Raw genomic sequence first — 22,521 nt, forward strand, 5'->3', positions numbered from 1 at the left:
GGTTGGCGGTGCGCGTTCAGAGCATGCGCACGCCAATATTCCGGTGGCCCACGCGAGCCGTCCCCGTGGGTGAAGACCCGATGAACGCCGGGTACCCGCGCCCCATGGCGGACATCCTCATCGGTACCTGCGGTTGGACGGACCCGGCACTGCTCACCAGCGGTTGGTACCCACCGGGCCACCGCGACGCCGAGAAACGCCTGCGCCACTACGCGACCCGCTTCCCCGTCGTCGAGGTCGACTCCCCGTACTACGCCCTGCCGGCCGCGCGCACCACCGCCCAGTGGGCCGAACGCACGCCCCCCGGCTTCCGCTTCGACGTCAAGGCCTTCTCCCTCCTCACCGGCCACCCCACCCGCCCCGCCGCGCTCCCCCCGGACCTGCGCGGCCACCCCCGCGACGAGGCCCTGCGCGCCGAGGTCTGGACCCGCTACGCCGAGGCGCTCACCCCCCTGCGCGACGCCGGCCGCCTGGGCACCCTCCTCTTCCAGTTCCCGCCGTCCCTCACCCCCGGCGCCCCGGCCGAGCGGTTCGTGCGCGCCGCGCGCGAACGCGCCCGCGACTGGCCGTTCGCCGCCGAGTTCCGCGACCCCGCCTGGTGGCGCACCGGCCGTACGGCCGCCTTCCTCGCGGACATCGACGCCACCGCCGTGGCCACCGACACCGTCGAGGGCATGAGCCCGGCCGTCGTGACCACCCCCCGGCTCGCCGTCGTCCGCTTCCACGGCCGCAGTCCCCTGTGGGGCACGGGCACCAAGGAGGAGCGCTTCCGCCACACCTACACACCCGCCGAACTGACCGAATGGCTGCCCCGCGTCCGGGACCTGTCCCGGCACGCCGAGGAGGTGCACCTTCTCTTCAACAACTGCTGCGGCGACGCGGCACCGAGGGCGGCCGGGGCCATGCACGACCTGCTGACGACGGCGTTCCCCCACCAGCGCCACCCCGCCGGCCGGGTCACCGCCTGACCCGGCCGGGGGCGGCAGGGCCAGGAACGCGGCCCCGCCCCGCACGACGAGCCTCCGGCGCCCGGGCGACCGCCGGAACCCCGGTCCGTCCGGAGGCGAGCACCGAGCACCGGCCGGGCGGCGCCGGTTCCGGCTGTCGAGGTGGTCCCCCCCGGCCACTGCTCCCGCCGGCAGTCGAACCGGCCGCCGCCGTCATGGACTCCGCACTGCGCCCGCGTCTCGCCTCCCCGGACCGTGCGGGACCCGCCGGGGCCTCGGGGCACGCGGCACGCCCCGCGCCGGACACCCGACGAGGAGACGCGGCCCCGCCGCGAAGGACGGGCCCCGGCGCCTGCCTGTCCGGAGGCGAGCAGCGGCCGGGCGGCGCCGGGTTCGTTCCTCGAGGTGGTCCCCACGGCCGCTGATGTCCCCGCTGTACGCCCGCGAACCGCATCCCCCGGACCCGCCCACCCGCGGGGCACGCGGCACGCCCGGTGTCCGATGCCCGGCGAGAAACGCATCCACCACGGTCCCCGGCGTCCGGGCCGGCGCGGCGTCCGGTCCGTCCGGAGGTGAGCGCGGCCGGGCGGCCCCGGGGCCGATCTTCGAGGTGGTCCGCGAACCGCCTCCCCGAGCCGTGCGGGACCTGCCGGGCCGCCCCGGTGTACGTCCCGCCCGCGGCGGGGAAACCCGGCCCCGCCCCGCTGGGCCGTGGGCGGAGCTGCCTCGGCGGGCTGCCGTTAGGCTCTGGCCAGGACGACCGAAGATCCCGAGGGGAGACCACGGAGATGACGCCGGGGCGCAGGAGCAGCACCTTCACCCGTCTGCTGCGGCACGGCTTCACCGACCCCTCCGCCGCCGAGCGCCTCCTGGACGGCCCCGAACTCGGCCCCGTCCGCGACGACCCGGTGCTCCTGGAGGCCCTCGGCGCCACCGCCGACCCCGACCTCGCCCTGGACGGCCTGGTCCGCCTGCTGGAGGCGCAGGACGACCCCGGCGCCCGGCGCTCCCTGCTGGACACCGTCATCGCGGCGAAGCCCCTGCGCGACCGCCTCCTCGGCGTCCTCGGCGCCTCCGCCGCCCTCGCCGACCACCTGGCCCGCCACCCCACCGACTGGCAGGTCCTGGTCACCTACGAGCCGCAGGACCTGCACCCCGGCCTCGCGGAGTTCGAACGCGGTCTGGCCGAGGCGACCGACCCGGTCACCCTCCGCGTCGCCTACCGCCGCTGCCTGCTCTCCATCGCCGCCCGCGACGTCTGCGGCACCACCGACGTCGCCGAGACCGCCGCGGAACTCGCCGACCTGGCCACCGCCACCCTTCGCGCCGCCCTGGACATGGCCCGGCGCGCCGCCCCCGAGGACGCCGCCGCCTGCCGCCTCGCGGTCATCGCCATGGGCAAGTGCGGCGGCCACGAGCTGAACTACGTCTCCGACGTGGACGTCATCTTCGTCGCCGAGGCGGCCGAAGGCACCCCCGAGCCCAAGGCGCTCCGGTCCGCCACCGCGCTCGCCTCGCACCTCATGCGGATCTGCTCCGAGACGACCGTCGAGGGCTCCATCTGGCCGGTCGACGCCAACCTCCGCCCCGAGGGCCGCAACGGCCCCCTCGTGCGCACCCTCAGCAGCCACCTCGCCTACTACCAGCGCTGGGCGAAGACCTGGGAGTTCCAGGCGCTCCTCAAGGCCCGCCCGGTGGCCGGCGACCCCGACCTCGGCCGGGCCTACCTGGACGCGCTGCACCCCCTGGTGTGGCAGGCGGCCGACCGCGAGAACTTCGTGGCGGACGTGCAGCGGATGCGCCGCCGCGTGGTGGAGAACATCCCCGTGGCCGAGGTCGACCGCGAACTGAAACTCGGCCCGGGCGGCCTGCGCGACGTCGAGTTCGCCGTGCAGCTCCTCCAGCTCGTGCACGGCCGCACCGACCCCACCCTGCGCAGCGGCACCACCCTGGACGCCCTCCAGGCCCTCGCCGGCGGCGGCTACGTCGGCCGGGAGGACGCCGCCCGCCTCGACGAGGCGTACCGCTTCCTGCGCTCGATGGAGCACCGCATCCAGCTGTACCGCCTGCGCCGCACCCACCTCGTCCCCGAGGCGGAGGCCGACCAGCGCCGCCTCGGCCGCTCCCTGGGCCTGCGCACCGACCCGGTGACCGGGCTGAACCGCGAGTGGCGGCGCCACACCGGCGTCGTACGAAGGCTGCACGAGAAGTTGTTCTACCGCCCGCTGCTGGACGCGGTGGCCCAGCTGGCACCCGGCGAGACCCGGCTGAGCCCCGAGGCGGCCCGCGCCCGGCTGGTTGCCCTCGGCTACGCCGACCCGGCCGCCGCCATGCGCCACCTGGAGGCCCTGTCCTCCGGGGTGACCCGCAAGGCGGCCATCCAGCGCACCCTGCTCCCGGTCATGCTCGGCTGGTTCGCCGACTCCGCGGATCCCGACGCCGGCCTGCTCAACTTCCGCAAGGTCTCCGACGCGCTCGGCAAGACCCCCTGGTACCTGCGTCTGCTGCGCGACGAGGGCGCGGCGGCCGAGAACCTGGCCCGCGTCCTGTCGGCCGGCCGGCTCGCCCCCGACCTGCTGATGCGCGCCCCCGAGGCGGTCGCCCTGCTCGGCGACGGCGACTCCGGCGGCCTCGCGCCCCGGGACCGCGTCCCGCTGGAACAGGAGATCATGGCCGCGGTGGGCCGCGCGGCCGACGCCGGGCAGGGCGTCACCGCGGCCCGTGGCGTCCGCCGCCGCGAGCTGTTCCGCACCGCCGCCGCCGACATCGTCGGTTCCTACGGCACCGAGGCCAACGCCCCCGAGACCGACCAGGGCGCCCTCGTCGACCGGGTCGGCGCGGCCGTCTCCGACCTCACCGCGGCCACCCTCGCCGGCACCCTGCGCGCGGTCGTCCGCGAGGGCTGGGGCGACGCGCTGCCCACCCGGTTCGCGATCATCGGGATGGGCCGCTTCGGCGGGCACGAGCTGGGCTACGGCTCCGACGCGGACGTCCTGTTCGTGCACGAACCCCATGAGGGCGCGGACGAGCAGGAGGCGTCCGCCGCCGCCAACCGGATCGTCGCCGAGATGCGCCGCCTGCTCCAGCTGCCCAGCGCCGACCCGCCGCTGCTCATCGACGCCGGCCTGCGCCCCGAGGGCAAGTCGGGCCCGCTGGTGCGCACCCTGAAGTCGTACGAGGCGTACTACCGCCGCTGGTCCCTGGTCTGGGAGTCGCAGGCGCTGCTGCGGGCCGAGCCGGTCGCCGGGGACGAGGAGCTGGGCCGGCGCTTCACCGCCCTCGTCGACCCGCTGCGCTACCCGGCCCGGGGCCTCGGCGAGGACGCGGTCCGCGAGATCCGCCGGCTGAAGGCGCGCATGGAGTCCGAACGGCTGCCCCGGGGCGCCGACCCCAAGCTGCACACCAAGCTGGGCCCCGGCGGCCTGTCCGACGTCGAGTGGACCGTCCAGCTGCTCCAGCTGCGCCACGCCCACCACGAGCCGGGCCTGCGCACCACCCGCACCCGCGAGGCCCTGGCCGCCGCCCGTGACGCCGGGCTGCTGCCGGCGGCGGAGGCGGAGATCCTGGACGAGGCCTGGGTGCTGGCCACCCGGGTACGCAACGCGGTCATGCTGGTCCGCGGCCGGGCCGGGGACACCTTCCCCACCGAGCCCCGCGAGCTGGCCGCCGTCGGCCGCTACCTGGGGCACGGCGCCGGGCACGCCGGGGACATGCTGGACGCCTACCGGCGTACCGCCCGCCGGGCGCGCACGGTCGTGGAGGAGCTGTTCTACGCGGACTGACCCGGCGCCCGCGCCCCGGGCCGGCGCGGGGCGCGGTGCCGTACGGTCACGCGGACCGGACGGCGGGCACCGGCTCGCCCGCGGGCACCGCCACCCGCCGCGGCAGGGCATGGGGCAGGTGGCCGTACCAGAGGCGGGCCACCGCGAAGCCGAAGCACAGGCAGACCACGCCGCCCACCGCGTCCAGCCAGAAGTGGTTGGCGGTGGCCACGATCACCAGCAGGGTCGCCGCCGGGTACACCAGCCCCAGCACCCGGACCCACGGCACCGAGGCCAGCGCGAAGACGGTCAGCCCGCACCACAGGGACCAGCCGATGTGCATCGACGGCATCGCCGCGTACTGGTTCGACATGTGCTTGAGGTCGCCGGACGCCATCGAGCCCCAGGTGTGGTGCGTCAGCACGGTGTCGACGAAGCGCCCGCCGCCCATCAGCCGGGGCGGCGCCAGCGGGAACAGGTAGTACCCCACCAGGGCCACGCCGGTCGTCGCGAACAGCGCCAGCCGGGTCGCCGCGTACCGCCCGGGATGCCACCGGTACAGCCACACCAGGACGCCGATCGTGAAGACGAAGTGCAGCGTGGCGTAGTAGTAGTTCATCCCGACGATCAGCCAAGTCACCGAGTTGGCGGCGTGGTTCACCGACTGCTCGACGGCGACGCCCAGATCGTGCTCGACGCGCCAGATCCAGCGCGCGTTGCGCAGCGCCTCGGCCCGCTGCTCCGGCACGGCGTTGCGGATCAGCGAGTACGTCCAGTAACTCACCGCGACCAGAAGGACCTCGAACCACAGCCGCGGCCGTCGCGGACGCCGCAGCCGGCCCAGCGGACCCCGTCCGGCCTCGCCCGTGACGACCCGCGGAACGGCCACCTGCTCGCGACCTTCCGGCTCTGTCACGGTCGAGTCACCCATGGACACAGAGTCTGCCAGAAAAGGTTTCCCCGCCCGATCATCCCCCGGGCGGATCCGCGGCGCACCTTCTACGGCGTACGCAGGGTGTGCGGGGCGGAGGCGGTGGACCCGCGCACCACCAGCTCCGGCATGAAGACGAACTCGCTGTGCGGCGCCGGCGTCCCGCCGATCTCCTCCAGCAGCGTGCGCACCGCGGCCTGGCCCATCGCCGGGACCGGCTTGCGCACGGTCGTCAGCGGCGGGTCGGTGAAGGCGATCAGCGGGGAGTCGTCGAAGCCGACCACCGACACGTCCCGGGGCACCTCCAGGCCGCGCTGCCGCGCCGCCCGTATCGCCCCCAGAGCCATCATGTCGCTGGCGCAGACCACCGCCGTGCAGCCCCGCTCGATCAGCGCCGTCGCGGCCGCCTGACCGCCCTCCAGGGTGTACAGCGAGTGCTGGACCAGCTCCGTCTCCACGGTCTGCGCGGGAATGCCCAGCTGCTCCTGCACGGTCCGCACGAAGCCCTCGATCTTGCGCTGCACCGGCACGAACCGCTTCGGCCCGAGGGCCAGCCCGATCCGGGTGTGCCCCAGCGACACCAGGTGCGTCACCGCCAGCGCCATCGCCGCCCGGTCGTCGGGGGAGATGAACGGCGCCTGCACCTTCGGCGAGAACCCGTCCACCAGCACGTACGGCACGCCCTGCGCGCGCAGCCGGTCGTAGCGCTGCATGTCGGCGGTGGTGTCCGCGTGCAGCCCGGAGACGTAGATGATCCCGGCGACGCCGCGGTCCACGAGCATCTCGGTCAGCTCGTCCTCCGTGGACCCGCCCGGGGTCTGGGTGGCGAGCACCGGGGTGTACCCCTGGCGGGTCAGCGCCTGGCCGATGACCTGCGCCAGGGCCGGGAATATCGGGTTCTCCAGCTCCGGGGTGATCAGGCCCACCAGGCCCTCACTGCGCTGGCGCAGCCGCACCGGGCGCTCGTAGCCGAGCACGTCCAGCGCGGCCAGCACGGACTGGCGGGTGGCGGCGGCGACGCCCGGCTTCCCGTTCAGGACCCGGCTGACGGTCGCTTCGCTCACCCCCGCCTGCGTAGCGATATCGGCAAGCCGTGTGGTCACGCCACTGGACTGTACCGGTCGTATGTCCCCTTGCACACCGGCCGGACGCCGGGCGCGGGCGGCCGGGGGGCCTGCCGTGGGTTGCTGCCTCATCGCGCTCCCTCGGTTACATGGTGGCAAGAGCTTGCAGAGTCTTGCACAGGAGTCGTCCTCGCCGCTCAGCCATGCCCCCGTTGGGTCGCGCCGCGGTCGAGACCCGATCACGGGGTGGTAACCATCCTGTCTCCTTGCACTTTTTTTCTGCAAGGTCTTTCGCAACGCTTACATCGCTGTTACGTTCCCTGTCGCCCGGCCGTGGCAACGGCGCAGTCGGCAAGTCGCAGGGCCGGCGGACGGTACCGCCTCCTGCACCACTCGGGCTCAACCCTCAAGGAGAACTCATGCGGCGTGGCATAGCGGCCTCCGCGCTGGTGGCGTCCCTCGCCCTCACGGCGACGGCGTGCGGCGGGGACGACAGCGACGGCGGCAAGTCGGACGGCCCCGTGACCATCACCTGGTGGGACACCTCCAACGCGACCAACGAGGCGCCGACGTACAAGGCCCTGGTCCAGCAGTTCGAGAGCGCCCACAAGGACATCAAGGTCAACTACGTCGACGTCCCCTTCGACCAGGCGCAGAACAAGTTCGACACCGCCGCCGGTTCCAAGGGCGCCCCCGACGTGCTGCGCTCCGAGGTCGGCTGGACCCCCGCCTTCGCCAAGAAGGGCTTCTTCCTGCCGCTGGACGGCACCGAGGCCCTCGCCGACCGGGCGAAGTTCCAGTCCAGCCTGATCAAGCAGGCCCAGTACCAGGGCAAGACCTACGGCGTCCCGCTGGTCACCGACACCCTGGCGCTGGTCTACAACAAGGCGCTGTTCAAGAAGGCCGGCATCACCGCGCCGCCCAAGACCTGGGACGAGCTGAAGTCCGACGCCGCCAAGGTCCAGGCCAAGACCAAGGTCGACGGGTACTGGGGCTCCACCCAGGCCTACTACGCGCAGAGCTTCCTCTACGGCGAGGGCACCGACACCGTCGACGTCGCCGCCAAGAAGATCACCGTCGACTCCGCCGCCGCCAAGAAGGCCTACGGCACCTGGCTGAGCACGTTCTCCGGCAAGGGCCTGCACAAGGCCGACACCACCGCCGACGCCTACGCCCACATCCAGGACGCGTTCGTCAACGGCAAGGTCGCCGCGATCATCCAGGGCCCCTGGGAGATCACGAACTTCTACAAGGGCTCGGCCTTCCAGGACAAGTCCAACCTCGGCATCGCCACCGTCCCGGCCGGCTCCTCCGGCAAGGCGGGCGCCCCGACCGGCGGCCACAACCTCTCGGTCTACGCCGGCTCGGACAAGGCCCACCAGGCGGCGGCCCTGAAGTTCGTCCAGTTCATGACCTCGGCCAAGTCCCAGGCGGCCGTCGCCCTGAAGAACTCCACCCTGCCGACCCGCTCCGACGCCTACACCGCCCAGGTCAAGGCCGACCCCGGCATCGCCGGCTACCAGGGCGTCCTCGCCGCCGCGCAGCCGCGCCCGGCGCTGCCCGAGTACAGCTCCCTGTGGGGTCCGCTGGACACCGAGCTGCCCAAGATCGCCGGCGGCCGGGAGTCCCTGGACAAGGGCCTGGCCGACGCCGAGCTGGCCATCGCCAAGCTGGTGCCCGACTTCAGCAAGTGAGCCCCCGGTGGCCGCCGGATCCTCTCGTCAGGAGGGGAAGGATCCGGCGGCCACCGCCCTGTGCCCGGCCCAACCCCGGAACTCTTGAAGGTGTCGAACCATGACAGTCGCCATCGACCGCGCGACCGGCAAGCGCCGCGGTGACCGCGCGCCTCGGCCCGGGCTGGGCCGGCGCATCAGGAACGGCTACCAGAAGCACTGGTACGCCTACGCGATGATCGCCCCGGTCGTCGCCGTACTCGGCGGCATCGTCGCCTACCCGCTGCTGCGCGGTGTCTACCTCACCCTCACCGACGCCAACAGCCTCAACTCGGCCCGCACCATCGGCGTCAACCACATCGCCGCCACCTACCGGTTCATCGGCCTGGACAACTACAAGGACATCCTGTTCGGTCCGACGGCCTACGACCGGTTCTGGTCGCACTTCCTGTGGACCGTCTTCTGGACCGCCGCCTGCGTCGTCCTGCACTACGCGCTCGGCCTGGGCCTCGCGCTCATGCTCGACCAGAAGCTGCGCGGCCGCACCGTCTACCGGCTGCTGCTCGTGCTGCCCTGGGCCGTGCCGACCTTCGTGACCGTCTTCTCCTGGCGGATCATGCTCGCCGACTCCGGCGCGCTCAACCAGTTCCTCGGCGCCCTGCACCTGCCGCAGCCGCAGTGGCTGGAGGACACCTTCTGGCAGCGGTTCGCCGCCATCATGGTCAACACCTGGTGCGGCGTGCCGTTCATGATGCTCTCCCTGCTCGGCGGGCTCCAGTCCATCGACTCCACCCTCTACGAGGCCGCGGAGATGGACGGTGCCACCGCCTGGCAGCGCTTCCGGCACGTCACCCTGCCCGGCCTGCGCTCGGTCAGCTCCACCGTCGTGCTGCTCGGCGTCATCTGGACGTTCAACCAGTTCGCGATCATCTTCCTGCTGTTCGGCCCGACCGGCGCGCCCGACGCCCAGATCCTCGTCACCTGGGCCTACTACCTCGGCTTCGGCCAGCAGCCGCGCGACTTCGCCCAGTCCGCCGCGTACGGCGTGCTGCTGCTGTCGATCCTGACCGTCTTCACCTCCTTCTACTTCCGCTGGCTGAAGCGCAATGACCAGCTCGCCGTCTGACGCCGCAGGAGCCGCCGCCATGAGCACCCCGATCCTGGAAAAGACCGTGGCCGCACCGGCCCCCGCCGCCGCGCCCCGGGACCGCACCCGCCGGCGCGGGGAGCGCGGCCCGCTCGGCACCGCCCTGCTGCACGGCGGGCTCACCGTGGCGAGCCTGATCGCCCTGGCCCCGGTGGCCTGGCTGTTCTACCTGTCCCTCGGCCCGGACAAGGACGACTACCTGCACCCGGGCAAGATCGCGAACAAACTGACCCTCGGCAACTACCGCTTCGTGCTGGAGCACACCGCCTTCTTCGACTGGTTCAAGTCGACGATGATCGTGGCCCTCGGCACCACCGTCATCGGTGTCTTCGTCGCCGCGACCACCGGCTACGCGGTCTCCCGCATGCGCTTCCCCGGCTACAAGCAGCTGATGTGGGTGCTGCTGCTCACGCAGGCCTTCCCGATCGCCATCCTGATCGTGCCGATGTACGAGATCTTCGGCGAGCTGGGCCTCATCGACAGCTACTGGTCGCTGATCATCGTCAACTGCACCACCGCCGTGCCGTACAGCGCGTGGCTGCTCAAGGGGTACTTCGACACCATCCCCTTCGAGATCGACGAGGCCGGTCGGGTGGACGGGCTCACCCCGTTCGGCACGTTCTTCCGGCTGATCCTGCCGCTGGCCCGCCCGGGCCTGGCCGTCGCCGCGTTCTACAACTTCATCACCGCCGTCGGCGAGGTCGCCTTCGCGACCACCTTCCTGCTGGACGACTCCAAGTACACCTTCGCCGTCGGCCTCCAGACCTTCGTCAGCCAGCACGACGCCCAGTGGAACTACATGGCCGCCACCGCGGTGCTGATCGCGATACCCGTGACCGCGTTCTTCTACCTCGTGCAGAAGAACCTCGTCACCGGCCTCACCGCCGGCGGCACCAAGGGCTGACGCCCGCCGGGGAGCGACTCCCGCGCGGCCCGGCCGCGCGGGCCGGCGGGCCGCGGTGGCCTCCCCCCCGCCGTCCGGGCGGGGGGCGACCAGCCCCGCCGGCCCCGCGGCCCGCCCCGTGCTCCCCGTCCGCCGCCGTACCCCACGCCCACCATGCCCCTGTCACGTATCAAGGACGCCATGAGCCAGCAGCACTCCGCCGCACCGGCCCGCCACCTCGCCGGCACCGTCGCCGACCGCCGCGACTGGTGGCGGGACGCGGTCATCTACCAGGTCTACCCGCGCAGCTTCGCCGACAGCAACGGCGACGGCATGGGCGACCTGGAAGGCGTACGCTCCCGCCTGCCGTACCTGCGCGACCTCGGCGTCGACGCCGTGTGGCTGAGCCCCTTCTACGCCTCCCCGCAGGCCGACGCCGGCTACGACGTCGCCGACTACCGTGCCGTGGACCCCATGTTCGGCACCCTCCTCGATGCCGACGCGCTCATCCGCGACGCGCACGGACTGGGGCTGCGGATCATCGTGGACCTGGTCCCCAACCACTCCTCCGACCAGCACGAGTGGTTCAAGCGCGCTCTCGCCGAGGGCCCCGGCTCGCCGCTGCGGGAGCGCTACCACTTCCGGCCCGGCAAGGGTGCCGGCGGCGAACTGCCGCCCAACGACTGGGAGTCCATCTTCGGCGGTCCGGCCTGGACCCGGGTGACCGAGCCGGACGGCACCCCGGGCGAGTGGTACCTGCACCTCTTCGCCCCCGAGCAGCCCGACTTCAACTGGAACCACCCGGCCGTCGGGGACGAGTTCCGCTCCATCCTGCGCTTCTGGCTGGACATGGGCGTCGACGGCTTCCGCATCGACGTCGCGCACGGCCTGGTCAAGGCGGAGGGCCTGCCCGACCTGGGCTCCCACGAACAGCTGAAACTGCTGGGCAACGATGTCATGCCGTTCTTCGACCAGGACGGCGTGCACGACATCTACCGCCAGTGGCGCGGCATCCTCGACGAGTACGCGGGTGAGCGGATCTTCGTCGCCGAGGCGTGGACCCCGACCGTGGAGCGCACCGCGCACTACGTCCGCCCCGACGAACTGCACCAGGCCTTCAACTTCCAGTACCTGGGCACGGCGTGGGACGCGGAGGAACTGCGCGGGGTCATCGACCGCACCCTGGAGGCCATGCGTCCGGTCGGCGCGCCCGCGACCTGGGTGCTGTCCAACCACGACGTCACCCGGCACGCCACCCGCTTCGCCAACCCACCCGGCCTCGGCACCCAGATCCGCACCGCCGGCGACCGCGAGCTGGGGCTCCGGCGGGCCCGGGCGGCGACCCTGCTGATGCTGGCCCTGCCGGGCTCGGCCTACGTCTACCAGGGCGAGGAACTGGGCCTCCCGGACGTCGTCGACCTGCCGGACGAGGTGCGCCAGGACCCGGCGTACTTCCGCGGTGCCGGCCAGGACGGCTTCCGCGACGGCTGCCGGGTGCCGATCCCGTGGACCCGCGAGGGGTCGTCGTACGGCTTCGGCGACGGCGGCAGCTGGCTCCCGCAGCCGGCGGGCTGGGGCGCCCTGAGCGTGCAGGCGCAGACCGGCGCGCCCGGCTCCACTCTTGAGCTGTACCGCACCGCGCTGCGGCTGCGCCGGACCCGCCCGGACCTCGGCGCGGGCGACGCGGTGGAGTGGCTGGCGGCGCCCGAGGGCGTCCTGGCCTTCCGGCGCGGCGACTTCGGGTGCGTCGCGAACACCACGGGAGCGCCGGTACGGGTCCCGGCCCACGGCCGCGTGCTGCTCGGCAGCGGGGAGGTCACGCAGGCCGGCGAGGAGGTCGAGGTGCCCGCGGACACGACCGTGTGGTGGTCGGCCGCCGCGGTCTGACGGACCGTCCGAAAGTTCTTGCATCAACTTCATGACGGCCCGCTGCCTTTCCGGCAGCGGGCCTTTAACATCTGCGTCACCGCAAGTTTTCGAAACATTGCAGCAAGAACCTTCACCGTCGAAGGAACCCCACATGGCACGCAGGATCCTCCCCGCGGGGCTCGCCCTCGCCGCCGCCCTCACGGTTGGCATGAACTCGACGAATGCCGAGGCCTCCCCGCCCGGCACCAAGGACGTCACCGCCGTCCTCTTCGAGTGGAACTTCGCCTCGGTCGCCAAGGAGTGCACCACCACCCTCGGCCCCGCCGGATACGGCTACGTCCAGGTCTCCCCGCCCGCCGAGCACATACAGGGCCCGCAGTGGTGGACGTCGTACCAGCCCGTCTCCTACAGAATCGCCGGCCGCCTCGGCGACCGGGCGTCCTTCCAGAACATGGTGAACACCTGCCACGCGGCGGGCGTCAAGGTCGTCACCGACACGGTCATCAACCACATGTCCGCCGGCAGCGGCACCGGCACCGGCGGCACGTCGTACACGAAGTACGCCTACCCCGGGCTGTACTCCTCCTACGACTTCGACGACTGCACCTCCCCGGTCTCGAACTACGCCGACCGCTGGAACGTCCAGCACTGCGAACTCGTCGGCCTGGCCGACCTGGACACCGGCGAGGAGTACGTCCGCAAGACGATCGCGGGCTACCTGAACGACCTGCTCTCCCTCGGCGTCGACGGCTTCCGCATCGACGCGGCCAAGCACATCGACAGCGCCGACCTGGCCAACATCAAGAGCCGCCTCACCAACCCCGGCGTCTACTGGAAGCAGGAGGTGATCTACGGCGCCGGCGAAGCCGTCCAGCCCACTGAGTACACCGGCAACGGCGACGTCCAGGAGTTCCGCTACGCCTACGACCTCAAGCGCGTCTTCACCAGCGAGAAACTGGCCTACCTGAGCAACTACGGCGAGGGCTGGGGCTACCTCAACAGCTCCGTGGCGGGCGTCTTCGTGGACAACCACGACACCGAACGCAACGGCAGCACCCTGAACTACAAGGCCGGCGCCCGCTACACCCTGGCCAACGTCTTCATGCTCGCCTGGCCCTACGGCGCCCCCGACATCAACTCCGGCTACGAGTGGACCGACGCCGACGCCGGGCCGCCCAACGGGGGCAAGGTGAACGCCTGCTGGCAGGACGGCTGGAAGTGCCAGCACGCCTGGCCGGAGATCAGGTCCATGGTGGCCTTCCGCAACGCCACCCGCGGCCAGGCGGTCACCAACTGGTGGGACGACGGCAACAACGCCATCGCCTTCGGACGCGGCACCAAGGGGTACGTGGCGATCAACCACGAGACCTCCTCGCTGACCCGCACCTACCAGACCTCCCTCGCGCCCGGCACGTACTGCGACGTGCAGCACAACACCACGGTGACCGTCGGCTCCGGCGGGCAGTTCACCGCCACCCTGGCCCCGGACACCGCCCTGGCGCTCTACGCCGGCAGAACGGGCTGCTGACCCGTCACCCCCCGGTCCCTGAAACCTCTTTCTCGTGGTTTCAAGACTCTTGCTGAAACCTTTTCGCCGGCGGTACGGTCGCGCGGACGCCCGGCGGCGCGGCGCGCCGCCGGCGTCGGGGTCGCCCCCCGAAGAGCCGCAACCGCAAGGAGTTACCGCCTGTGATACCGAGATGGCCGGCGCCCCGCGGGCGCCGTACCCCGCGTCACGCGAGGGCGGCGGCGGTCACCGTCGTCGCCCTGGCCGCGGCCCTGGTCCAGCCACTGGCCGCCCGCGCCGCCGCCCCGCCCGCGCCCCCCTCGGACGCGCGACTCGCCGCCCAGCCCGCCCGGCACGACGACACCCGCGAGCAGTTCTACTTCGTCATGCCGGACCGCTTCGCCGACGGTGACACCTCCAACGACCGCGGCGGACTGACCGGTTCCCGCCTCAGCACCGGCTACGACCCCACCGACAAGGGCTTCTACCAGGGCGGTGACCTCAAGGGCCTGACGGACAAGCTCGACTACATCAAGGGCCTGGGCACCACCGCCATCTGGATGGCCCCCATCTTCAAGAACCGCCCCGTGCAGGGCACCGGCGCCGACGCCTCCGCCGGCTACCACGGCTACTGGATCACCGACTTCACCCAGGTCGACCCGCACTTCGGCACCGACCAGGACCTGAAGAAGCTCATCTCCAAGGCCCACGCCAAGGGCATGAAGGTCTTCTTCGACGTCATCACCAACCACACCGCCGACCTCGTGGACAACGAGGAGAAGTCCTACGGCTACCTCTCCAAGGGCGCCTTCCCGTACCTGACCGAGGACGGCAGGCCCTTCGACGACGCCGACCGCGCGGCAGGCGGCAAGGGCTTCCCCGCCGTCGACGCCGACTCCTTCCCGCGCACCCCCCGCGTCACCGCCCGGGACAAGGTCCCCGCCTGGCTGAACGACCCGACGATGTACCACAACCGGGGCGACTCCACCTACGCCGGCGAGTCGGCCACCTACGGCGACTTCGCCGGTCTGGACGACCTGTGGACCGAGCGCCCCGAGGTCGTCCACGGCATGGAGCGCATCTACGAGCGGTGGGTGCGGGACTTCGCCGTCGACGGGTTCCGGATCGACACCGTCAAACACGTGGACCTGCCCTTCTGGACCCAGTGGGCGACCGCGCTCGACCGGTACGCCGCCGCGCACGGCCGGAAGAACTTCTTCATGTTCGGCGAGGTCTACTCCGCCGACACCTCCGTCACCTCCCCGTACGTCACCCAGGGCCGCCTCGACGCCACCCTCGACTTCCCCTTCCAGGACGCGGCCCGCGCCTACGCCTCCCAGGGCGGCAGCGCCCGGCGGCTCGCCGGCGTCTTCGGTGACGACTACCGGTACACGACCGACAAGGCCAACGCCTACGAACAGGTCACCTTCCTCGGCAACCACGACATGGGCCGCTTCGGGTACTTCCTGAAGCAGGACAACCCCGAGGCGACCGACGCCGAGATCCTGAAGAAGGACGAACTCGCCAACGAGCTGATGTTCCTCAGCCGCGGCAACCCGGTCGTCTACTACGGCGACGAGCAGGGCTTCACCGGCTCCGGCGGAGACAAGGACGCCCGCCAGACCATGTTCGCCTCCAAGGTCGCCGACTACCTGGACGACGACGAGATCGGCACCGACCGCACCCACGCCGGCGCCTCCTACGACACCTCCGCCCCGCTCTACCGGCAGATCGCCGACCTCGCCAGGCTCCGCAAGGCCAACCCGGCCCTGACGGACGGCGTGCAGACCGAGCGGTACGCGGCCGACGGCCCCGGTGTCTACGCCTTCACCCGGACGGACGCCCGCACCGGCCAGGAGTACGTCGTCGCCCTCAACAACGCCGGCACGGCGAAGACGGCCACCTTCCCGACCGGCTCCCCCCGCATGACCTACCGGGGCATCCACGGGGCCGGCGGCTCCGTGACCTCCGGCGCCGACCGCGAGGTCACCGTCACCGTCCCGGCCGGCTCCGCCGTCGTCTACAAGGCGTCCGGCCGCCTCGCCGCCCCCACCACCGCGCCCACGATCACCCTGAAGGCCCCGGCCGCCGGCGCCACCGGCACCGTCACGGTCAGCGCCGGCACCGGCGGCGGCGCCCTCGACCGGGTCGTCTTCGCCGCCCGGACCGGCGACGGCCCCTGGCGCGTCCTCGGCTCCGCCGACCACGCCCCCTACCAGGTCACCCAGACCCTCGGCGCGGACCTGCCCGCCGGCACCGCCCTCGGCTACAAGGCCGTCGTCGTCGACGCGGCCGGGCACACCGCGAGCGCCACCACGAGCAGCACCACGGGCACCCCGCCCGCGCCCGAGGTCCCCACGGCCACCTCCCGGGACTACGCGGTCGTCCACTACAGGCGCACCGACGGCGACTACGCCGACTGGGGCCTGTACGCCTGGGGCGACCTCGCCGACGGCGAGGCCACGAACTGGCCGGCCAGCCACCCCTTCACCGGCCGGGACGCCTACGGCGCCTTCGCCTACGTCAAGCTCCGCCCGGGCGCCTCGAACGTCAGCTTCCTGGTCATCGACAAGGACGGCGACAAGGACGTCTCCGCCGACCGGTCGATCGACGTCACCAGGACGGGCGAGGTCTGGATCGAGCAGGGCAAGGCGGACGTCCGCACCGAACGGCCCGACCTACCGGCCCCGGACGCCACCAAGGCCGTCCTGCACTACCACCGCGCCGACGGGAACTACGCCGGCTGGGGACTGCACGTCTGGACGGGCGCCGCGCACCCCACCGACTGGTCGAAACCCCTGGAGCCGGTGAAGACTGACGCCTATGGCGCGGTCTTCGAGGTGCCCCTCACCGAGGGCGCCGGCAGCCTCAGCTACATCATCCACAAGGGCGACGAGAAGGAACTCGCCACCGACCGGTCCCTGGACCTCACCGCCGACGGCCACGAGGCGTGGCTGGTGAACGGCGAGGAGAAGTACCTGCTGCCGCAGCCCGCGGGCAACGCCGCCGCCCTCGACCTGACCACCTCCAAGGCCGTCTGGATCGACCGGGACACCCTCGTCTGGAACGGCGCCGACGGCGCCGCCTCCACCCAGCTGCTGTATTCCCGCGACGGCTCGATCACCGTCAAGGACGCGACGCTGACCAGCGACGACGAACGCTGGCTGCGACTGACCAGGACCACGCTCACCGACGCCCAGAAGGCGCGGTTCCCGCACCTGTCGGGCTACACCGCCTGGTCCGTGGACCCGCGCGACCGGGACCGGGTGCGCGAGGCGCTCACCGGCCAGCTCGTCGCCTCGCAGCGGGCCGCCAACGGCGCCGTCCTCGCCGCGACCGGCGTGCAGACCGCCGGCGTGCTGGACGACCTCTACCCGGGCGCCACCAAGGCCCGGCTGGGTCCCGTCTTCCACCACGGCCGGCCGACCCTCTCCGTCTGGGCGCCGACCGCACGCTCCGTCGCGCTGGAACTGGACGGCTCGGTGAAGTCCATGCGCCGCGACGACGCCACCGGCGTCTGGTCCGTCACCGGCCCCGCCTCCTGGAAGGGCAAGCCCTACCGGTACGTCGTGCGGGTGTGGGCGCCCAGCGTCCGCAAGCTGGTCACCAACAAGGTCACCGACCCGTACTCGGTCGCCCTGACCGCGGACTCCGGGCGCAGCCTCGTCGTGGACCTGGCCGACAGGTCCCTGGCACCGGCCGGCTGGTCGGCGCTGCGCAAGCCCCGGGCCGTACCGCTGCGGGACGCGCAGATCCAGGAACTGCACATCCGGGACTTCTCCGTCGGGGACCCCACCGCCCGGCACCCGGGCACCTACCTGGCCTTCACCGACAAGGACAGCGACGGCTCCCGGCACCTGAAGGCGCTGGCCGCGGCCGGCACGTCCTACGTGCACCTGCTGCCCGCGTTCGACATCGCCACGATCCCCGAGAAGAAAGCCGACCAGGCCGTCCCGGACTGCGACCTGGCGTCCTACCCGGCCGACTCCGACCAGCAGCAGGCGTGCGTCGCGAAGACCGCCGCGAAGGACGCCTACAACTGGGGGTACGACCCGTACCACTACACCGTGCCCGAGGGGTCGTACGCCACCGACCCGGACGGCACCGCCCGCACCGTCCAGTTCCGCCGCATGGTGCAGGCGCTCAACCAGGACGGCCTGCGGGTCGTCATGGACGTCGTCTACAACCACACCGCGGCGAGCGGCCAGGCGGACACCTCCGTCCTGGACCGGATCGTGCCCGGCTACTACCAGCGGCTGCTGGCCGACGGCTCGGTCGCCAACAGCACCTGCTGCGCCAACACCGCGCCCGAGAACGCCATGATGGGCAAGCTGGTCGTGGACTCGGTCGTCACCTGGGCCAGGCAGTACAAGGTCGACGGGTTCCGCTTCGACCTCATGGGCCACCACCCCAAGGCCAACATCCTCGCCGTCCGCAAGGCCCTGGACGCGCTGACGCCGCAGAAGGACGGCGTCGACGGAAAGAAGATCATCCTCTACGGCGAGGGCTGGAACTTCGGCGAGGTCGCCGACGACGCCCGGTTCGTGCAGGCCACGCAGAAGAACATGGCCGGCACCGGCATCGCCACCTTCTCCGACCGCGCCCGTGACGCCGTGCGCGGCGGCAGCCCCTTCGACGCCGACCCCGGCGTCCAGGGCTTCGCCTCCGGGCTCTACACCGACCCCAACTCCTCCACCGCCAACGGCTCCCAGGAGGAGCAGAAGGCCCGGCTGCTGCACTACCAGGACCTGATCAAGATCGGTCTCACCGGCAGCCTGAAGTCGTTCACCTTCACCGACACCGACGGCAAGGAGGTCACCGGGGCCGGCGTCGACTACAACGGCTCACCCGCCGGATACGCGGCGGCACCCGGCGACGCCGTCGCCTACGCGGACGCCCACGACAACGAGTCGCTCTTCGACGCGCTGGCCTACAAGCTGCCCGCCTCGACGAGCCCGGCGGACCGGGCCCGGATGCAGGTCCTGGCGATGGCCACGGCCACCCTCTCCCAGGGACCGTCCCTCTCCCAGGCCGGCACCGACCTGCTGCGCTCCAAGTCCCTGGACCGCGACTCCTTCGACAGCGGGGACTGGTTCAACGCCATCCACTGGAACTGCGCCGACGGCAACGGCTTCGGCCGCGGCCTTCCCCCGGCCGCCGGCAACAAGTCCAAGTGGGACTACGCCAGGCCGCTGCTGGGAAGCGTCGAGGTGGGCTGCCCGCAGATCACCGGGGCCTCCGCCGCCTACCGGGACCTGCTGAAGATCCGTACCACCGAGAAGGCCTTCTCCCTCGCCACCGCCGCCCAGGTCCAGCGGCACCTCTCCTTCCCGCTGTCCGGCAAGGACGAGACGCCCGGCGTGATCACCATGCGCCTCGGCGACCTGGTCGTGGTCCTCAACGCCACCCCGCACGAACAGAAGCAGACCGTCGGCGCCCTCGCCGGCGAGCACTACCGGCTGCACCCGGTGCAGGCGGCCGGCGCCGACCCGGTGGTGAGGACCGCCTCCTACGCGGCCGGCCCGGGCACCTTCACCGTCCCGGCGCGGACCGTGGCGGTGTTCACCCGGACCGGGAGCCAGGGTCCTTCGTTCGGATCGGGCCCGTGAGCCCGGCATGATCCGAACGAGAGGGCCTAGGGTGAGGCCGTAGCCACAGGACAGGAGCGCGCATGCCGCAGATCACCATCGACTACTCCGACACCGTCGGGGACGCCTTCGACCGCGCGGGTTTCGCGCGGGCGCTGCACCGGGCGACCGTGGAGATCGCGGCGGCCGAGCCGGAGGCCTGCAAGACGCAGTTCCGGCCCGGCGCCTACACGGTGTTCGGGTACGAGGATCCCGAAGCGCGCGGGCACGCCGTCGTGCACGTGACGATCGGGCTCCTCGCCGGCCGCGCCGAGGAGACCAAGGCGAAGCTCACCGAGGCGGTCCTGGAACTCCTGCGGGAGCACGTGGCGGGGACGGCGGTCACCGTGCACGCCTCCGCCGAGGTCCGCGACCTCGACGCCTCGTACCGCAAGTACGACGGCTGAGCGTCCTTCAGGACGCCAGCGACACGAGCCGGCCGGCCAGCTCCGCGAAGGGGCCGTCGGCCGGCTCGTCCCGCATCATCGTGCGCATCAGCGTCGCCGTGTCCGGGTCGTGGGCGGCGCAGACGGCGGCCAGCGCGGCGAAGTCGTGCACGAGCTGCCGCTCCAGTTCGGTCCGCGGGATACGGCGGCCGTCCAGCCACAGCAGCGCCGTCGACTCGGCCAGCGAGATCCAGGAGCGCACGACCAGCTCCAGCCGCGCGGACGCCTCGGTCACCCCCAGGTGCGACAGCATCTGGTCGTACGCGGCCTGCCGTACGGAGTCGATGAGCGCGTTGGTCGCCGAGGTGTGCTCCCGGGAGCCGACGCCGTCCGCGGGCACGGCAGGCCCGCCGCGCATCAGCGCCGAGAAACCGGGTCCGTGCTCTTCCACGAAGTCGAAGTAGCGGCGCATCACCCGCAGCAGCCGCGCGCCGAGCGGACCCTCGCGGGGCTCGTCGAAACGGCTCGCGAGGTCCTCCGCGGCCCGCTTCAACGCCGCCTCGTACAGGCTGAGTTTGCCGGGGAAGTAGTGGTAGACGAGCGGCCGCGAGATGCCGGCGGCCGTCGCTATCTCGTCGATGGAGACCTCGTCGGGCGAACGCCGGCTGAAGAGGTCGAGGGCGACACCGATCAGCTGCTGCCGCCGCTCCTCGACGCCCATCCTGCGGCGAACCCCGGTACTCATGCGAACACCTTACCGACCGGATTCGGCCGCCGGTGTCCGGCCGTCGGGCACCGGCGCCGGTCAGTGGAGTCCGGCGATCCGCTCCCCGTCCGCCAGTGTGCCGGCCAGCTCGGCTTGGGCGCCCCGGGTGGCCCCGGCGACCAGCAGCGGGCCCCGCGCCGACGCGGTCACCCCGCCCGTCGCCGCGACGGACGCCGTCCCCGGACCGCCCGCGGCCAGCAGGTACCAGTGCCCGCCCGCCGACTTCCACAGCACCCCGGCCAGCACGTGGGGATCGCGCGGCCCGCAGGCCGGTACGTCCGTGGCCTTGGCGACGACCGCCCCGGTGGCCCCGCCCGGCGTACGGAACTGGGCCAGCGCGGCGGTGCCGTCACCGCGCCAGGTCTCCGCCCGGGTGCACACCCACGCACCGTCCCCGCTGCCGTCGGGCAGCGGCTGTTCGGCGTAGGCCCAGGCGTTGACGCTCCGGATGCCCGCCGACCGCTCGGCCGCCAGCGAGCAGGCGAACGGCGCCCAGGTGCGCAGCCGTGCGGCGCCGGTCAGTTCCCCGGGCGCGCCGGGCCGGCCGGTCGTCAGGTGGGCCGGGACCAGCTCGCCGAGGTCGCCGACCACCTGGGTGCCGGAGGGACCGGCGGTCAGCTGGAGCACGGTCCACGAGGTGCAGGCACCGGCCCGCAGGGCGGGGCTGGCCAGCGGCGCGGTCACCCCGTCGGTCATGGCCAGCGCTCTCGCGGGCGCCTGCGGCTTCGTCAGGTCCCGCTGGGCAGCCTTGCGCACCCACGGCGCGGTCAGGTAGCGGACGTTGCCGTCGGCACGGCCCAGCACCAGCGCGCTCGCCCCGGCGCCCGTCGCGCCGTCGACCCGGGCGAAGTCGAGGGCCGCGCCGCGGGTGCCGTCCCTCGGCTCGGCGTACCGGGCGACGCGCAGGCCGTCGTAGAGCAGCACCACACGGGCGGTGTCGACCTCGCCCGCGTACAGCAGCTGCGGCGGGCCGGCCGGGCCGCCGGTCGCGGTGCCCGGCGTCGCCGAGATGCGGACCGTCCCCCCGGGGCGGGCCCAGACCGCGAGCGCGCGGCGCAGCAGGGCCGTGTCCCCGGTGAGCGGACCGCGCGCCGGCCACACCGAGAAGTCGGTGCGCGCCGAGGTCTGCCAGGCGGTGGGGGAGACCCGGGTCAGCCTGCCGGGGTCCAGGGCGGCCTCGGCGGCCGGGTTCTCCGCGTAGACGGGCGCGGCGGCGCCGTCCGGGCCCCAGCCGCCGCCCGGCAGTGCCACCAGCACGCCGCACACCGCGAGCGCGGCGGCGGCGGCGAGCGCGGCCCTGGCGTGCTGGCGGCGCCGCGCCAGGTCGGTGGGCCGGGCCTGGAGCGCGCACGGGTCGAACTCGGGGGAGGCGAGCAGCCCCGGCTCGGCGGGCACGCTCTTCGCCGAGGCGAGCGCGCCGCCCGGGTCGTCCACGCCGGCGGCCTCCAGCACCTCGCGGACGTCCCGGTCGGACAGCTGCTCCAGGCCGCGCAGCACGTAGGCGGCGCGGGCCGGGGCGGACAGGGCGGACAGCCGCTGGTCCAGCGCCAGCGCGTCCGCGCCGCCCGAGCGCGGGAACAGCCGCAGGCCCCACACCAGGGGCAGCGGCGGCGGCAGCTGGGAGAGCCGGGGCAGGCCCGTGCGCGGGCGGGCCGCCTCCAGGGCCGCCCGCACGACCCGGCCGCGTAGGTAGGCGTAGCCGGGGTCGTCCGTCCGGCCCGCCGCCTGGGCCGGGAGCACGGCCGGCCGCTTGCGGCCGCGGGGCAGGGCGCGCTGGGCGAGGGCGTGTGCGGTCAGCACCCGGCGACTGCGGCCGGGGCCCGGCGGCAGCACGAGGTAGGCGAGCCGGACCAGCCGGGGGTAGTGCTCGACGAGCGCGGCCTCGGCCTGCTCGGCGCCGACGGGAGCGGCGGTGGCGGGTGCGTGACGCGGGGCTACATCCTGTGACTGCACGTCCGGA

The 22,521-nt window shown here is 72.9% G+C and carries 13 protein-coding genes; 9 read left to right on the forward strand and 4 right to left on the reverse strand.

Going from position 1 to position 22,521, the window contains the following annotated elements:
• Window positions 1–104 precede the first annotated feature (104 nt).
• The gene (locus tag ACIQVT_RS07520) at window positions 105–968 is read left to right on the forward strand and encodes a DUF72 domain-containing protein (RefSeq protein ID WP_403748981.1); all 864 of its coding nucleotides are present in this window, start codon (window positions 105–107) and stop codon (window positions 966–968) included.
• 767 nt (window positions 969–1,735) lie between these two features.
• Window positions 1,736–4,729 carry a bifunctional [glutamine synthetase] adenylyltransferase/[glutamine synthetase]-adenylyl-L-tyrosine phosphorylase gene (locus tag ACIQVT_RS07525; RefSeq protein WP_403748983.1) on the forward strand — a complete coding sequence of 998 codons (2,994 nt, stop codon included), beginning with the start codon at window positions 1,736–1,738 and terminating at the stop codon, window positions 4,727–4,729.
• Between the two features lie 46 nt (window positions 4,730–4,775).
• Here ACIQVT_RS07525 and ACIQVT_RS07530 read toward each other — a convergent pair whose 3' ends face one another.
• A complete protein-coding gene (locus tag ACIQVT_RS07530) occupies window positions 4,776–5,639 on the reverse strand; it encodes a phosphatase PAP2 family protein (protein WP_403748986.1) in 864 nt (287 codons plus the stop codon).
• Window positions 5,640–5,707: 68 nt separating this feature from the next.
• Window positions 5,708–6,742, reverse strand: coding sequence for a LacI family DNA-binding transcriptional regulator (locus ACIQVT_RS07535; protein ID WP_403748989.1), 1,035 nt, complete (start codon window positions 6,740–6,742; stop codon window positions 5,708–5,710).
• A 380-nt stretch (window positions 6,743–7,122) separates the two neighbouring features.
• On the opposite strand from ACIQVT_RS07535, the gene ACIQVT_RS07540 reads away from it, so the two are divergent.
• The 7 genes from ACIQVT_RS07540 (at window position 7,123) to ACIQVT_RS07570 (ending at window position 19,816) form a co-directional block, all read left to right on the forward strand.
• Complete coding sequence (locus ACIQVT_RS07540; protein WP_403748991.1) at window positions 7,123–8,397, forward strand: extracellular solute-binding protein; 1,275 nt, start codon at window positions 7,123–7,125, stop codon at window positions 8,395–8,397.
• 100 nt (window positions 8,398–8,497) lie between these two features.
• Window positions 8,498–9,502, forward strand: a complete 1,005-nt coding sequence (locus tag ACIQVT_RS07545) for a carbohydrate ABC transporter permease (RefSeq protein ID WP_403748994.1) — start codon at window positions 8,498–8,500, stop codon at window positions 9,500–9,502.
• Between the two features lie 19 nt (window positions 9,503–9,521).
• Window positions 9,522–10,427 (forward strand): sugar ABC transporter permease, encoded by a 906-nt coding sequence (locus ACIQVT_RS07550; RefSeq protein ID WP_403748997.1) that lies wholly within the window; start codon window positions 9,522–9,524, stop codon window positions 10,425–10,427.
• Between the two features lie 180 nt (window positions 10,428–10,607).
• Window positions 10,608–12,293 carry a glycoside hydrolase family 13 protein gene (locus ACIQVT_RS07555; RefSeq protein WP_403748999.1) on the forward strand — a complete coding sequence of 562 codons (1,686 nt, stop codon included), beginning with the start codon at window positions 10,608–10,610 and terminating at the stop codon, window positions 12,291–12,293.
• A 133-nt stretch (window positions 12,294–12,426) separates the two neighbouring features.
• Window positions 12,427–13,803, forward strand: coding sequence for an alpha-amylase family protein (locus ACIQVT_RS07560; RefSeq protein WP_403749001.1), 1,377 nt, complete (start codon window positions 12,427–12,429; stop codon window positions 13,801–13,803).
• Between the two features lie 161 nt (window positions 13,804–13,964).
• The gene (gene pulA / locus ACIQVT_RS07565) at window positions 13,965–19,391 is read left to right on the forward strand and encodes a pullulanase-type alpha-1,6-glucosidase (protein ID WP_403749004.1); all 5,427 of its coding nucleotides are present in this window, start codon (window positions 13,965–13,967) and stop codon (window positions 19,389–19,391) included.
• A 62-nt stretch (window positions 19,392–19,453) separates the two neighbouring features.
• Window positions 19,454–19,816: a 5-carboxymethyl-2-hydroxymuconate Delta-isomerase gene (locus tag ACIQVT_RS07570; protein WP_403749006.1), complete on the forward strand. Its 363-nt coding sequence runs from the start codon at window positions 19,454–19,456 to the stop codon at window positions 19,814–19,816.
• 7 nt (window positions 19,817–19,823) lie between these two features.
• On the opposite strand, the gene ACIQVT_RS07575 is transcribed toward ACIQVT_RS07570, so the two are convergent.
• Window positions 19,824–20,540 (reverse strand): TetR/AcrR family transcriptional regulator, encoded by a 717-nt coding sequence (locus tag ACIQVT_RS07575; RefSeq protein WP_403749008.1) that lies wholly within the window; start codon window positions 20,538–20,540, stop codon window positions 19,824–19,826.
• Window positions 20,541–20,600: 60 nt separating this feature from the next.
• Window positions 20,601–22,514, reverse strand: coding sequence for a hypothetical protein (locus tag ACIQVT_RS07580; RefSeq protein WP_403749010.1), 1,914 nt, complete (start codon window positions 22,512–22,514; stop codon window positions 20,601–20,603).
• Window positions 22,515–22,521 lie beyond the last annotated feature (7 nt).

Source organism: Streptomyces sp. NPDC100445 (genome assembly GCF_044759735.1).
Lineage (GTDB): Bacteria > Actinomycetota > Actinomycetes > Streptomycetales > Streptomycetaceae > Streptomyces.